A 13,718-nucleotide genomic window follows, 5' to 3' on the forward strand; every position below is an offset into this window, starting at 1 on the left:
CTACGCGCCGATGCCGGGGTCGCGCTGCCTAGCCAGGTAAGCCGCTATGCGCTCGAGGTGAGCCAGGTCCTTAGGCCGCCCCAGCCGCTCCTTCATGGCGACGACGTCGGCCAGGCTCGCGCAGGGCACGCCGCCCACGGGTTCCGCGCGCGAGATGACCGTGTCGGCGTCGTCGCCCATCCAGCCGTCGTAGATCTCCACGTCGTCGCCGACGCTCACGCGGAGGTCCTGGCGGCCGCCGTCCAGGACGGCGCCGTGGTCGAGCATGGCGAGAGCCCGCTCCCAGGCCGCGCCGCGCGCGACGATGTCGAGGTCGCCGGCTTCCTCCAGGATGCCGCGCAGCACGAGCGCGGCGCTGGAGTGCAGCGCGTAGTCGCGCTCCGGGAGGCCGAGCTCGGCGAGCCTGCGCAGGATGTCGGAGGCGGTCACGCGGCGAGTATACGTTCGGGCTGCGCGCGCTCGAACCAGTGGGGCTCGCCAAGCCGGTGCTAAACAGCGGGACGGTTCAGGCTACGTCAGTATGGGCTAGTGGAAACGTAATGAGGGGACTCGGACGACGCTGTGGCTCGCACTGCATATGAAGAACGGGCTGCCTAAAACCTGAACGGCACCTTGTGTCCAGTAAAGAGAAGCCTGAAGCCACGTAGGCTACCCTACACCTACTATGAGAAGACCGTGGAAGATAGCTCGCCCCACCACCCTGCCTCTTCTCCTGGCGCCGCTCGTGTGGCTGCTGGTCTCGTGCGGCGGTTCGTCGAACCCACAGCCACCGAGCGGAGGAACGCTCACGGTGAAGGGGATGGTCTTACTGCCTGCAGGAACTGGACTCGACCTTTCAGGGTTGACGGTTAGTACTCCGCTCGGCACATATCCTGTGTCCGCAACGGGCGAGTTCACGGTTTCCGTGTTCGACGGCGCTATGACGGAGCTTGGAGTCGAGGCCCAGAACGGCTCGCTCCTCCTTCTCGGAATGACAAGCGGTGCCGCTGCTGAACTGTCACCGACCAGCACGGCGGAGGCGCTCCTGTACTACCTCGTTGGCGGCATGTGGCTACCGCCAGCACAGCAGGACAAGGTTCGGTCACTGCTGCAGGGAGCGCCTGAGGTTGCCGATCTGGCTTCGGAATTGGAGCGGCAGCTTCTGGCGGGGGGCAACGGGGTCGCGGAGCCCGACTCGGGATTCCTCGACGCGCTGGAGGCAGCGCATGCGTCATTGCTCGGCGACGCGCGCTTGGACCTCGTGGCTCTCGATGGGGTTAACCTAGGCAGCGCAGCTCTGGTTCCCGGAGCCTCGGCCTTCTCGCAGGCCGGTGTGAGCGTTACGGTCACCCCCGCCGCCGTGGACGGCAGCAACATCATCATCGAGCCGACGACGCGGCAGGCGGGTGTCTTCGTACTTCACAACCCGTCAGGAGCGGGCGTCGTGGCGCAGAACCACTTCCGTCGCCCAGCTGCCCTGCTCGCCTACGAGGAGTCTTGGGAGGACGCCGACAGGGTCGAGCACCCGGTTGATCCGCCGGTGTTGGTCGAGCGCGTCGAGGTGCCGGCTACCGGCCAGCTGGAGTTCCTGAACGCGCTTCTGGACGTGGTCACCGGCGACTCGCCGTGGTCGCCGGTCATGAGTCCGGCCCTGAAGCTGGCCGGTCACGAGGGCGCCAGCCGCACTCATTACCGCCTGATCCTGGTGGGTCCGAGCGCCACGGACGCCGCCTGGCCGATCATGAGCTACCCGCTCTTCGCGGGCTTTCACGACCAGTGGAGCGACATCGCCACGGACAAGTCGATAGAGCTGTTCCTCGACGATCTCCTCATTCCTCTGATGGAGGTCTACGGCCTCGGGAACATGGCGAAGGTTGACGCCGCCAAACTCAATGGCATGCGGCAGCGCGTGAAGCAGATCTACGACACGCACTTGCTGGGACTGGGAGTCTTCCTCAAACCAGGCGCCGCCTCGTACGCTAACGGTTTGAAGTTCGTGATGCAGGAGCTCGTGGAGAACCGTAACTTCCGCCTCGACATGATGAACATGGTCGCGGAGGCGCTGGAGGAGAGCGCCTCCAACAAGGCGGCTGTCGAGGCTATGGAGAAGCGGCTCAGTGCGCGGGCGAGCGCCAGTGCCATCGCGGCTGCCGTGCAGACCGTTCTCGTCGGCGGCGACGTCGCGAAGATCATGTACGACCTCGCCGGCTCGCCCAGCGTCGTCGATTGGACGGCGGTGTCGGCTCCTGCGCTTTTCGCCCTCACACCAGGTGAGGCGACCGTGACGCGCAGTAACGCGTCCGCGCGGTTCACCGTGGTGCCGAAGGGTCAGACGTCCGGGAACTACCTGTATCGTTGGACGACGAGCGGGACGTACGGTGAGCTTAGCGACCTGCTGCATGACGGTAAGACGCTGGATACCGCCGAGTCGGATGTGTGGTACTTCCATAACTCGCCAGTCAGCATCACGAATTACGATTACGACACTATCGCCGTCGAGGTCTTCGAGGTCGACGAAGGCGCGACTACCATACCGGCGGGCGCCAGCCCGATAGCGCGCATGGCGGCCTCGGTGCGGGGTGACGACCGCGTCATCGACTCGCGCCTCGAGGTGAACTACGGCGCCACGCCGACCGGGATGTTCAAGGACGGTATGCGCTTCGGCTGCGCGGAGATGCTCCTGCGCTTCAAGGCCGAGAAGGGCGCCAAGACCTATCTGGTGACGATCACAGGCGTAGGCGGCCAGGGGGACGAGCGCAACACGAACCAGGACTTCCGTCTTCGCGGGCCTAACAAGACCGTATTCATCGACCCCAACGCTAAGATCAACGGCAGTACCATCGAAGACGGCTTCACTGCCGATTATTACGGCGTTTGTGATTGGCGGTCTCCGACCAAACCGTCGTACTACGCCGCGTCGCCGATTACTGCGTACGCGCGGTATGACAGACCTAACGATGAGTACGTAGTGCATCTGTTCACGGCGGTCGACTACTCGGGGATCGTGCCGAAGCCGCTCAACATCCCTGAGCAGGTCGACCTCTGGTACGACTGGGTGGCCAACGCCACGTTCGAGGTCAAGGTCAACAGGTGAGCGCTGTTCGTTGATCAGGGTCACCGGGACGAACGCTCGCTACCCTCTTAGGATACGCCGGGTCGCGTCGGGTTGCCCCCTAGGTCGCTCCTTCATGGCTCGATGACGTCGGTCACACAGGCACTAGGCCGCGCCGGCGGAGGTGGCAACGCTCAGCCCATGTCCGTATAAGTGAGCGAGCACCCGATTACCGAGTGAATCGACCTGAATGCAACCTTGGGTGGGGTGTGGACGATGCGCTCGCAACCGGTTACCATCGTCGATGAGCACCAAATGAGAAAGGACCCTGCATGAACATCAAGCCCCTGGTCGCCGAGTTCGTCGGCACGTTCACGCTCATCTTCGCCGGCGTCGGCGCCATCGCCATCGGCGCCGACCTCGTCGGCGTGGCCCTGGCCCACGGCATCGCGCTCGCGGTCATGATCACCGCCGTAGCCGCGGTGAGCGGCGGGCACCTGAACCCGGCCGTCACCATCGGTCTCTGGGCGGCGGGCAAGTTCCCGGCCGGCAAGATCCTCGGCTACCTCGTGGCGCAGGTGGCCGGCGCGTTCGTGGCCGCCATCCTCATCAAGCTCTGCCTGCCCGCCGAGACCGCGGTCGCCGGTACCGGCACCCCGGCGCTCGCTCCCGGCGTCGGCGTCGGCGCGGCCATCCTGCTCGAGGCCGTCCTGACCTTCTTCCTCGTCTTCACCGTGCTCGGTACCGCCGTCGACAAGCGCGCGCCGAAGCTCGGCGGCTTCCTCATCGGCCTCTCCGTCACCATGGGCATCCTCGTGGCCGGCCCCATCACGGGCGCGGCGCTCAACCCGGCTCGTCACCTAGGGCCGGCCCTGCTGGCCGGCGGCGCGTTCCTCGGCCAGTTCTGGCTCTACTGGCTCGGCCCCGTGCTCGGCGGCATCGTCGCGGGCGCCGTCTACAAGACGTTCATCGAGGCGCCGGAAGGCAAGGCGAACTGAGCCACCAGCCTCGAGGAGCGATGCGCTCCTCAAGCTGCTGCTGACGTGAACCGAGGACGGTCCTGAGGGGCGTCGACCTAGCCCTCAGGACCGTCTCGGACGGTCGTCCAGGTACTGTCCCAGCACCCGCATGGCGGCGAGCGCACGGGGGAAGCCCACGAACACGGCCGCGTGGAGGATGGCCTCACGCACCTGCCGCTCCGTGGCCCCCGTGCGCAGCGCGCCGCGCAGGTGCGTCGTCAGCTCCTCCGTCGCGCCCAGCGACGTCAGCAGCGCCACGGCGAGCAGTTCGCGCGTGGCGAGGTCCAGGCCGGGCCGGGAGAACATGTCGGTGTAGACGAAGCCCTCGATGAGGGCCGCGAGGTCGGGGTCCGCCGCGGCCAACGCCGCGCCGATGCGTTCCGACTGCGCGCCCCAGATGGCGGCGCGCGGGTCCTCTTCCGGATGCTCGATGAGCAGGGCCACGGTTCCCGACAGCACGTCCAGGCGCACGGCCCCTCCCGCCGCCTCGTTCGAGACGCCCAGCCCCGACCCCCACGGGAGGTCGGCGGCGTGCAGCGGGTAACGGACGCCGCCGATGCTCACCCGGCAACCCTCTTGCAGCGCCAGCAGGCTGACGGTCGTGCCGCCGGGCAGCTCCCTGACGATGCTCGAGCCGGTCACGGCCGACCGCGCCTCGTACCGGCCGCCGTACAGCACGACCTCGCGTCCCGTGCTCGCGGCGCGCGCGGCGATGAGGAGCGCGGCCAGGGTCTGGTCGAGCCGGCCGCCCACCGCGCCCGCGACCCTCACGCCGGTGGCGCCTCGTGACCACGCCGCCTCCAGCGCCAGCTCCAGGTCCAGCTGGTCCTTGTCGGCCCTATGCCGCTCGATGGGCACGTCCGGATAGCGTTCCAGCAGGCTCGGCTCCACGCTGTCGAGGTCCCCGACCACCAGGTCGGGCGTAACGCGCAGTACCCGAGCGTGGGCCAACCCGCCGTCCGCCGCGATGACCGCGCCGCAGCCCTCGAGGAGCGCCGGCCATAGCGCCGGGGTCGGGAGCATGCCGCCCGCCAGTATCAGCGCCGTGGTCGGCCGGATGACGCGGCCGTCCGTCATGCCTCGCCCTCCAGCGTGCGCCAGGCCTCGGGCGGCACGTCCAGGCCGTAATGCGTGCCCGGCACGGGATGCTCTGGCAGCTCCCGGTCGAAGCCGCGCCACACCACGGGCACTCCCCAGGCTGGTGCGAACAGGGTCAGCCGCCATTCCAGGCCCTCGCGCATGGCGTCCGTCACGCCCACCTCCACGCCACCGGTCGCTGCGCCGACGAGCCGTGCGCGGTCCGCCCTCAGGACCGCCGCCTCGGCGCCGGGAGGCAGCCGCCTGGCCTCGGCGCCTTCGAAGACGTTGTCGTGCCCCAGGAAGCGCGCCGCCCACGCGTCGACCGGCCGGTCGACGAGCTCCTCGCCCGTGCCGACCTGCACGATCCTCCCCTCGCGCATCAGGGCCACGCGCTCGGCGACGGTGAACGCCTCGCCCTGGTCGTGCGTCACGTAGACCGCGCCGGCGGGCAGCCCGGCCAGGATGCCGCGCAGCTCGAGCTTCAGGGCCTCGCGCAGCTTGGCATCCAGGTTCGAGAGGGGCTCGTCGAGTAGCAGGAGGCGCGGCTCGGGCGCCAGCGCCCTGGCGAGCGCCACGCGCTGCCGCTGGCCGCCGCTTAGCTCGTCGACCTTGCGCCGCTCGAAGCCGCCGAGGCCGACCAGCTCGAGCAACTCGGCTACGCGCGCCGCGCGCCGCGGGGCGGGCATGCGGGCCTCCACGAGGCCGAACGCGACGTTGCCGGCCACGTCGAGGTAGGGGAAGAGGGCGTAGTCCTGGAACACCATGCCGAAACGCCGCTTGGCCGGCGGGGTCGAGGCCAGGTCGGCGCCGTCCAACGTCACCGCGCCGGCGTCGGGCGCCTCGAGGCCCGCTATCAGCCGCAGGAGGGTGCTCTTGCCGCAGCCGCTCGGGCCGAGCAGGGCCAGCGTCGTCGCGGCCGGGAGCTCGAGCGAGACGCCGGCGAGCGCGCTCACCGCTCCGTAGCGCTTGACGAGCCCTTGAACGCGCAGGCTCATGCCGACCGGTCGGGGTATCGCCGGTGGCGCCCCGGAGCGCTGCGACCGGGCTCCCCCGGCCGCTGCCTGGCGCGCCCGCCGAGGGGCCAAAGGCGACGGCTGCTCATCCCGGGCATCATAAGCAGCCGACCCGCTCGGCTCGTCGAGCGCCCGGGGCCGTCCACGCCGCGTTCAGAACTCGCTCCTGCCCCTGCGCTGCAGGAGGAGCATGACGACCGCGGTCAGCGTCATGAGCACCACGGCGAGCGCCATGGCCGAGCCGTAGTTGGCCGCTCCCGGTCTGCCCAGCCGGTCGAAGATGGCGACCGGCAGGGTGGCGAACTCGGGCCGCACCAGGAGCAGCGTTGCCCCGAACTCGCCCATCGAGATGGCGAAGGCGAAGGCGGCGGCCGTCAGGAACGCCGGCTTGAGGAGCGGGAGGTCGACGCGCCATAGCGCCCTGAGCGGTCCGGCTCCGAGGGTCGCCGCCGCCGCCGCGAGCGCGGGCGGCTGGGCGCGGTACGCGGGCAGGAGCGTGCGCGTCACGAACGGGAACGCCAGGAGCGCGTGCGCGACGGGCACGCCCCAGGGGGAGCCCACGAGGAGCGGGTACGTGAGGAGGTAGCCGAATGCCAGCGTGATCGGGCTGACGACCAGCGGCAGCAGGCTCGCCTGGTCGAGCCAACGCCACCCACCGCGGACGATGGCGTGGGAGAAGAGGAACCCGACGGCGAGGGCGAGGGCCGTGCTGAAGGTGGCGAAGAGGAGCGAGTTGCGCAGGGCGTTCCAGAGGCCGGTGAAGCCGACCGTCGACGCCGGGACCAGGAGGGTCGCGTAGTTCCGCGTCGAGGGCCAGCTCCCGTCAGGCGCGGCGAGCGAGCGCGTCACGAGGGCGCCGAGCGGGCCGAGGACCAGCGCGCCGGTGACGAGGAGCGCCGCGAGGATGACCAGGCGCTCCGGCCCGCGGGGCCGCCGCGTGGCGTCGCCCGGCGCGACGCTCACTGCCAAGCGCTCTTGCAGGCGCGTGTAGACGAAACCGACCGCGAGTAGCAGGACGAGCTGCACCGAGGCGAGGGCTGCGGCGGCGTCCAGGTCGAGCAGCCGCGCGCTCAGGCGGTAGACCTCGACCTCCAACGTCGCGAAGGCCGGCGCAGGCGCCAGGATGAGCACGACGCCGAAGCTCGTGAAGCAGAACAGGAAGACGAGCAGCGCGGACGCGAACGTGGCCGGCAGCGCAAGGGGGAGGGTGACGCGCGCCACGACGCGCCAGGGCGTCGCGCCGAGGGTGGCCGCCGCCGCCTCCAGCCGTGGGGCGACGCCCTCGAGGAAGCCAGAGACCGTGCGCGCCACGACGGCGAAGTTGTAGAAGACGTGCGCGAGGAGGACGATGGCGAGCGTGTTCCGCAGGTCGACCCCCAGCACCCCGCGCGGACCGACGAGAGCGAGGAACCCGATGCCGGCCACGACCGTCGGCATCACGAACGGCACCGTGAAAGCGGCCGTCAGGACCCGCTTGCCCCGGAAGCGGTAGCGGGCGAGGAGGAGGGCGGTCGGCAGGCCGACGACCACCGTGAGCGCCGTCGAGAGCAGCGCCTGGCCGAGCGTGAAGCCTAGGCGCCCCAAGTAGTAAGGGTCGGTCAGCGCCGCCAGGAACCCCGCGCCGAACGGCTCGCCGGCGCTCGGGGCGAGGCTGCGCGCGAGGATCACGGCGAGCGGCACGGCGAGGAACGCCGCCAGGAAGAGCGTGGCGATGGCGCCGGCCAGGCGTGGGGTCGGGCTCGGCCGCATGCGGTCCAGTGTAGGACGGGGGCGGGGCGCGGACCGGGTCCGCGTGTCGTGTTACGGTCGGCCGCCCGCGCCTTGCGATAGCATTCGCCGCGTGAGCAGTGCCACCATCTCGACACGCGACCGGAACTACATCCTCGCCGGCATCCTCCTGGCCATGTTCCTCGCGGCCATCGACCAGACGATCGTCTCCACGGCACTCCCCAAGATCGTCGAGGACCTCGGGGGCCTCGACCGCTACGCGTGGGTGTTCACCGCGTACCTGATGGTCTCGACGGTGCTGGTGCCGATCTACGGCAAGCTCGCGGACATGTTCGACCGGAAGAAGGTCGAGCTCTGGGCCATCGGCCTGTTCCTGAGCGGCTCGTTCCTGTGCGGGCTGGCCGGTGAGTTCGGCACGCTGCCGCTGCTCGGCGACGGCATGACGCAACTCATCGTCTTCCGCGCCTTCCAGGGGCTCGGCGGCGCCGGGCTGCTCGGGCTCGCGTTCATCATCATCGCCGACCTCTTCCCGCCCGCCGAGCGCGGCAAGTACCAGGGCCTGGTCGGCAGCGTGTTCGGGATCGCGAGCGTGCTCGGACCGCTCATCGGTGGCTTCCTGACGGACCACGGCGGCGGCCTGATCCCCGGCATCGCCGGCTGGCGCTGGGTCTTCTACGTGAACCTGCCGTTCGGCATCCTGGCTCTCTGGTTCGTCACCACGCGCATGCCGCGCCTGGTCCCGAGAGGGGAGAGGGGGAGCCTCGACCTGCTCTCCGTCGTGCTCCTGTTCGGCGGGCTCGGGCCGTTGGTGCTCGGGCTGCAGCTCGACAAGACCGAGCACCCGTGGGGCTCGCCGACCACGCTGGTCCTCCTCGGCGTCGGCGTGGTCGTCCTCGTTCTGTTCGTCCTGCGCTCCTTCTTCGCGAGGAGCCCGATCCTCGATCTGACCCTCTTCAAGGACTCGGTCTTCCGCACGGCCAACATCGCAGTGTTCTTCCTTGGCGCGGCCTTCCTCAGCTTGGTCGCGTTCCTGCCGCTGTTCATGGTCAACGTGCTCGGCGTGTCCGCCACGCGCGCCGGCCTGAGCCTCGTGCCGCTGTCGCTCGGCGTGACGGTCGGCTCGACGATCGCGGGCCAGCTCGTCTCGCGCCTCGGGCACTACCGGCGCATCCTCCTCGTCGCTGGCGTCCTGCTGCTGGTAGGCATCTACCTCCTCTCGCGCATGGGCCCGGACGTGCCCTACTGGCGCGTCACGCTCTTCATGGTGATAGTCGGCCTCGGCCTCGGGCCGTCCATGCCCCTCTACACGCTGGCCGTCCAGAACTCGGTCGACTTCCGGAAGATCGGCCAGGCGACCAGCGCCGTCCAGTTCTTCAGGCAGATAGGCGGCGCCCTCGGCACCGCGCTCCTCGGCACCGTGCTCACCACCGGGCTCGTGAACGCCTTCGCCACCAACATGCCGGCCGGCGCCGCGGCGGGCGGGGGCCTGGGTGGGCAGGGCGGCATAGCGGCCGAGGGCTCCACCTCCGGGGGCGCGGACGCGATAGCCCAGGGCATCGCGGATCAGTTCGAGGCGACCTACGAGGAGTTGGCCGCGGCGGTGAGTTCCGGTGACGACGGGGCGGTCTCGCGCGCGCTCAACGAGTCGGCCCTGCCGGACGCGGCGGTGACCGGCATCCTGGCCGGCTACTCGGCGACGAAGAGCAGCGAGGCTGGACGGACCGCCTTCCTCGAGCGTCTGCGCGAGGAGTTCACGAGCCAGGTGCAGACGCTCACCGCCCAGGTCGTACGGGCGGTGCGCGTGTCGTTCGCGACCGCCGTGACGCACATCTACTTCATCGTCGGGTTCATCGTCCTCGCCGGCTGGCTCGTCACCTGGTTCCTGCCGGAGAAGCCGCTGCGCAAGACGCACGGGGTCGTGGCGGGGGAGTGAACGACGTGCCTGCCTTCATGACAGGCGGGTTCGGCAAAGGTAGCCATCGCGGGTTACGCTGGCCTCGCGACCAAGGGGTGGCTAGGGTTCCGCCGATCAAGCACCGGGCCAGGACCGAGCGCCACGTAACGCCGGGTCGCGCCTAAGCGAACGCTGCGCAAGCGGCGGCCGAGACAGGCAAGCGGGCGCGAAACGGCAGGCACCTCACCGGATAGAAGCCTCGAGGGGGTAGGTCTCGCGCAGGCGCTAGCTGGGTCCCGCACCGGACCGGCCGGGGCCGCGCGAACCAGCCGGAGGCACCGTATGGCTCGAGAACAGGTCCCACCCCAAGGCAACCACTTCGTCGCGGTCCTGCAGGCGTTGTTCGTCACCCTGCTCTGGTCGAGCTCATGGGTGCTCATCAAGCAAGGGTTGGGCGAGATCCCGCCCCTCACGTTCGCGGGCTTGCGCTACACGCTCGCGGCCACGGTGCTGTGGGCGGCGCTGCTGGCCGGCCCGGCGCGCCGCGCGGCCGTCGCGGCGCTCGGCGCGCGCGCATGGCTCGCCCTGGTGCTCCTCGGGCTCGTCATGTACAGCCTCACCCAGGGCGCGCAGTTCGTCGCGCTCGCCTACTTGCCGGCCCAGTCCGTGAGCCTGGCCCTCTCGCTCACGCCCGTGCTCGTGGCGCTGCTCGGCACCTTCTTGCTCGCCGAGGGGCTCAGACCGGCGCAGTGGGTCGGCGTCGGGCTGGTGCTCGTCGGGGCGCTCGTGTACTTCCTACCGGGAGCGGGAGCGCCGGGCGCGGGCGCGACCGGCGCAGCGGCGGGCGCGGCGGTCGGTTGGGCGGTAGCCGGGCTAGGCGCCCTGGCGAACGCCGCCTCCGCGCTGCTCGGCAGGGCCGTCAACCGCGGCGGCAAGCTCGGGCCGCTCGTCGTGACCGCGGTGAGCATGGGAGCCGGGGCCTTGGTGCTGCTAGGGGCCGGGGCGTTCGTGCAAGGCCTGCCGGCGCTCTCGGCGCGCGGCTGGCTGATCGTGGTGTGGCTGGCGCTCGTCAACACCGCCTTCGCGTTCACGCTGTGGAACCTCACGTTGCGTAGGCTCTCGGCCACCGAATCGAGCGTCATCAACAACACGATGCTGGTGCAGATCGCCGTGCTCGCCTACTTCTTCCTGGGTGAGCCGCTCGGAATCAGGCAGGTCGTGGCCTTCGGGCTGGTCGTCGTCGGGACGCTCGTCGTGCAGTTGCGGCGCGAAGGGGTGCGATGATGCCCCAATGAGTGAAGGCGAGACGACGCCGAACGCCTACTTCGTCCGCGAATCGACCACGCGCCTCCGGCCCACCAGGTACGTGGGCGGGGCCTGGAACCCCGCCGAGTACCACGTCGCGCCGCTCTTCGGTGCGCTGGCCCACGCCATCGAGGTGGACGCCGCCGCACGCGGACGCGGCGACCTGCAGGTCGCGCGCGTGACCTACGACATCCTGGGCACCGTGCCCGTCGAGCCCGTCGAGATCGAGGTCGAGCTCGTGCGGCCCGGTAGGACGATCGAGCTCGTGAGCGCGCGCCTCAGCCACGCGGGCAGGCCCGCCGTCGTCGCCCGCGCCTGGCTGGCCGCGGCCTACGCGACGGCCCACATGGCGGGCACGGCGCTGCCCCGCATACCGGGTCCGGCCGACACGCCCCCGGCGGAGCTCGGCGACTACTGGTACGGCGAGTTCGTGCGCTCGGTCGAGCTCCGACGCTCGCAGAGCGAACCGGGTCGCGCGACCGGCTGGGTGCGCACGGGCCTCGAGCTCATCGCGGGCGAGCGCGTCAGCCCGACCGCCACGGTCCTCGGCCTGATCGACGTCGCCAACGGCATGTCGCCGCGCGTGGCCATGGACGAGGCCGCCTTCCCGAACCTCGACCTGACGGTGCACCTCTTCCGCGCGCCGGCAGCGGGTTGGCTCGGGCTCGACACGACCGTCGCGTTCGGGCCGACGGGCCTCGGCATGACACGCAGCGTCCTCCACGACGAGTCCGGGCCGTTCGGCGCCCTGGCGCAGGCGCTCACGGTCAGGCCGGTGGTGGGCTAGCGGCGTAGCCGGCATCGGAGGCGGGCCTCGATCATGGGTCTATGTCGCGGTAGCCGAACGGATCGGTGCCCACCCGACCGCGAACGGGTTACCGTATGCCGTTCCGAAGGGCGTACGTGACCTGGCTCCTCAGACTCGACAAGACCTCAAGGCTGGTGCTCCTCAGCGTCATCGTCGGCTTCGTAGGCGCCGGCGGGGCCCATCTCTTCCTGTGGATGGTCAACGTCGCCAGCGACCTGTTCATCGTGGGCATCGCGGGCATGCCGGCCCTCGAGCCCGAACAGGCGGTGGCGCTCGGGGCCTCGCCGGCACAACCGGTGCTCAACTGGTTGATCCCCGTGTCCACGACCTTGGGGGGCCTGCTGGTCGGGCTGCTGATCGCCGCCGTGGCGCCGGAGGCAGAGGGGCACGGCACGGACGCCGCCATCCGCTCGTTCCACCGCCTCGGCGGCTATGTCAGGACGCGCATCCCCATCGTCAAGACCGTCGCGAGCGCCATCACCATCGGCTCCGGCGGCTCCGCCGGTCGCGAGGGCCCAACGGCGCAGATCGCCTCCGGTTTCGGCGCCATCACCGCTACTTGGTTGAAGCTCCCGGACGACGAACGGCGCACGCTCATGCTGGCGGGCATGGCTGCCGGGCTGTCCGCCATCTTCCGCAGCCCGCTCGGCACGGCTATCTTCGCAGTCGAGGTGCTCTACAGCAGCCTTGCCTTCGAGAGCGCCGCCCTCGTGTTCACGTTCATCGGCGCGGCCACCGCCTACGCCGTCAGCGGCACGTTCACGGGCTTCGCGCCCCTGTTCGAGCTGAGCGCAGGCATCAGCTTCACCGGCGTGCGCGAACTGGGGTGGTACGCCCTCCTCGGCGTGGCCGCCGGGCTCCTCGCCGTGCTCGTTCCGCTCGTCTACTACGCCGTGCGCGATTGGTTCTCCGCGCTCAAGCTGCGCGCCTTCCTCAAGCCTGCGCTCGGCGGCCTCGCCATGGGGCTGATCGGGATGGTGTTCCCGCAGCTCCTCGGCAGCGGTTACGGGTGGATGCAGCTCGCCCTCGACGGCCATTTGGGGCTATGGCTGATGCTCGCGTTGGCGGTCGGCAAGCTCGTCACGATGGCCCTCACCATCGGCTCGGGAGGGTCCGGGGGCACGTTCGCCCCGAGCCTGTACGTCGGCGTGATGCTAGGGGGCTTCATGGCCGCTGGTCTCGGCGCCATCACGCCGTCGGCGCCACCCCCGCAGACGTTCGCGGTGGTGGGCATGGCGGCCGTGTTCGCCGGGGCCGCGAGGGTTCCCCTGGCCACGCTCATCATGGTCGCCGAGATGACGGGCGGTTACCAGCTCATCCTGCCGACCATGATGGCGGTCGCCATCAGCTTCATGGTCCAGGAGCGCATCAGCCGCGGCATGAAGTACCCCACCCTGCACGAAGACGCGGTGGCTCACCCCGGCGACAGCCCCGTCCATCAGGCCGAGTACCTGCAGACCGTGGTCAGGCTCCTCAAGCAACGCGCCGTCACGCTCGACCCCGCGGTCGTCGACAGCGAACTCGTGAAGCGCCTGCAGCAAGGTGACAGCGTGCCGTTGGCGGGCGGTCAGGAGCTCGTCTTCATGGCGCAGGTCCCCGAGGGGAGCGGCCTGGCGGGCGTGCCGCTGCGCGCCCTCGCGCTCCCGGCCGAGGTACTGCTCATGAGCGTGCTAAGGGGCGACCAGGCGATCATCCCGGACGGCTCCACCGAGCTGCACGCGGGCGACAGGCTGACGGTCGTGGCGACCGAGGACTCGATGGGCGCCTTCAAGCGCCGGTTGTCACAGGTGACCGACTAGCTCCTCGACCCCCGCCACGAACGACCTGGGGGCCCTACACG

The 13,718-nt window shown here is 70.1% G+C and carries 10 protein-coding genes and 1 pseudogene; 7 read left to right on the top strand and 4 right to left on the bottom strand.

Going from position 1 to position 13,718, the window contains the following annotated elements:
• The gene (locus tag M9914_00630) at positions 1 to 429 is read right to left on the bottom strand and encodes a hypothetical protein (GenBank protein ID MCO5172675.1); all 429 of its coding nucleotides are present in this window, start codon (positions 427 to 429) and stop codon (positions 1 to 3) included.
• Between the two features lie 445 nt (positions 430 to 874).
• On the opposite strand from M9914_00630, the gene M9914_00635 reads away from it, so the two are divergent.
• A complete protein-coding gene (locus tag M9914_00635; GenBank protein MCO5172676.1) occupies positions 875 to 3,073 on the top strand; it encodes a hypothetical protein in 2,199 nt (732 codons plus the stop codon).
• Between the two features lie 290 nt (positions 3,074 to 3,363).
• The gene (locus M9914_00640; protein MCO5172677.1) at positions 3,364 to 4,029 is read left to right on the top strand and encodes an aquaporin; all 666 of its coding nucleotides are present in this window, start codon (positions 3,364 to 3,366) and stop codon (positions 4,027 to 4,029) included.
• A gap of 84 nt (positions 4,030 to 4,113) precedes the next feature.
• Here the strand turns inward: M9914_00640 and M9914_00645 are convergent, their stop codons facing one another.
• From M9914_00645 to M9914_00655, 3 genes are all read right to left on the bottom strand, one after another.
• Positions 4,114 to 5,127 (bottom strand): thiamine diphosphokinase, encoded by a 1,014-nt coding sequence (locus tag M9914_00645; protein MCO5172678.1) that lies wholly within the window; start codon positions 5,125 to 5,127, stop codon positions 4,114 to 4,116.
• Complete coding sequence (locus M9914_00650) at positions 5,124 to 6,125, bottom strand: ABC transporter ATP-binding protein (protein ID MCO5172679.1); 1,002 nt, start codon at positions 6,123 to 6,125, stop codon at positions 5,124 to 5,126. Before M9914_00650 ends, M9914_00645 begins: the two co-directional genes overlap by 4 nt.
• 171 nt (positions 6,126 to 6,296) lie before the next feature.
• Complete coding sequence (locus tag M9914_00655; protein MCO5172680.1) at positions 6,297 to 7,892, bottom strand: iron ABC transporter permease; 1,596 nt, start codon at positions 7,890 to 7,892, stop codon at positions 6,297 to 6,299.
• Between the two features lie 91 nt (positions 7,893 to 7,983).
• Here M9914_00655 and M9914_00660 point away from each other — a divergent pair, with 91 nt between their 5' ends.
• The 5 genes and pseudogenes from M9914_00660 (at position 7,984) to M9914_00680 (ending at position 13,677) form a co-directional block, all read left to right on the top strand.
• Complete coding sequence (locus tag M9914_00660) at positions 7,984 to 9,804, top strand: MFS transporter (protein ID MCO5172681.1); 1,821 nt, start codon at positions 7,984 to 7,986, stop codon at positions 9,802 to 9,804.
• 303 nt (positions 9,805 to 10,107) lie between these two features.
• Positions 10,108 to 10,497: pseudogene (locus tag M9914_00665) on the top strand (DMT family transporter).
• Between the two features lie 171 nt (positions 10,498 to 10,668).
• Positions 10,669 to 11,049, top strand: a complete 381-nt coding sequence (locus M9914_00670) for a DMT family transporter (protein MCO5172682.1) — start codon at positions 10,669 to 10,671, stop codon at positions 11,047 to 11,049.
• Positions 11,050 to 11,056: 7 nt separating this feature from the next.
• Entirely contained in the window at positions 11,057 to 11,857 is an 801-nt protein-coding gene (locus M9914_00675; GenBank protein MCO5172683.1) for a thioesterase family protein, read from the top strand.
• A 95-nt stretch (positions 11,858 to 11,952) separates the two neighbouring features.
• A complete protein-coding gene (locus tag M9914_00680; protein MCO5172684.1) occupies positions 11,953 to 13,677 on the top strand; it encodes a chloride channel protein in 1,725 nt (574 codons plus the stop codon).
• The last annotated feature ends 41 nt before the right edge of the window (positions 13,678 to 13,718 follow it).

The organism is Trueperaceae bacterium (genome assembly GCA_023954415.1).
GTDB lineage: Bacteria > Deinococcota > Deinococci > Deinococcales > Trueperaceae > JAAYYF01.

Bases quoted from the DNA above. Each gene is read 5' to 3' on its own strand.
- M9914_00640 (MCO5172677.1), top strand. From the start codon at position 3,364: ATGAACATCAAGCCCCTGGTCGCCGAGTTCGTCGGCACGTTCACGCTC.
- M9914_00645 (MCO5172678.1), bottom strand. From the start codon at position 5,127: ATGACGGACGGCCGCGTCATCCGGCCGACCACGGCGCTGATACTGGCG.
- M9914_00650 (MCO5172679.1), bottom strand. From the start codon at position 6,125: ATGAGCCTGCGCGTTCAAGGGCTCGTCAAGCGCTACGGAGCGGTGAGC.
- M9914_00655 (MCO5172680.1), bottom strand. From the start codon at position 7,892: ATGCGGCCGAGCCCGACCCCACGCCTGGCCGGCGCCATCGCCACGCTC.
- M9914_00675 (MCO5172683.1), top strand. From the start codon at position 11,057: ATGAGTGAAGGCGAGACGACGCCGAACGCCTACTTCGTCCGCGAATCG.
- M9914_00680 (MCO5172684.1), top strand. From the start codon at position 11,953: ATGCCGTTCCGAAGGGCGTACGTGACCTGGCTCCTCAGACTCGACAAG.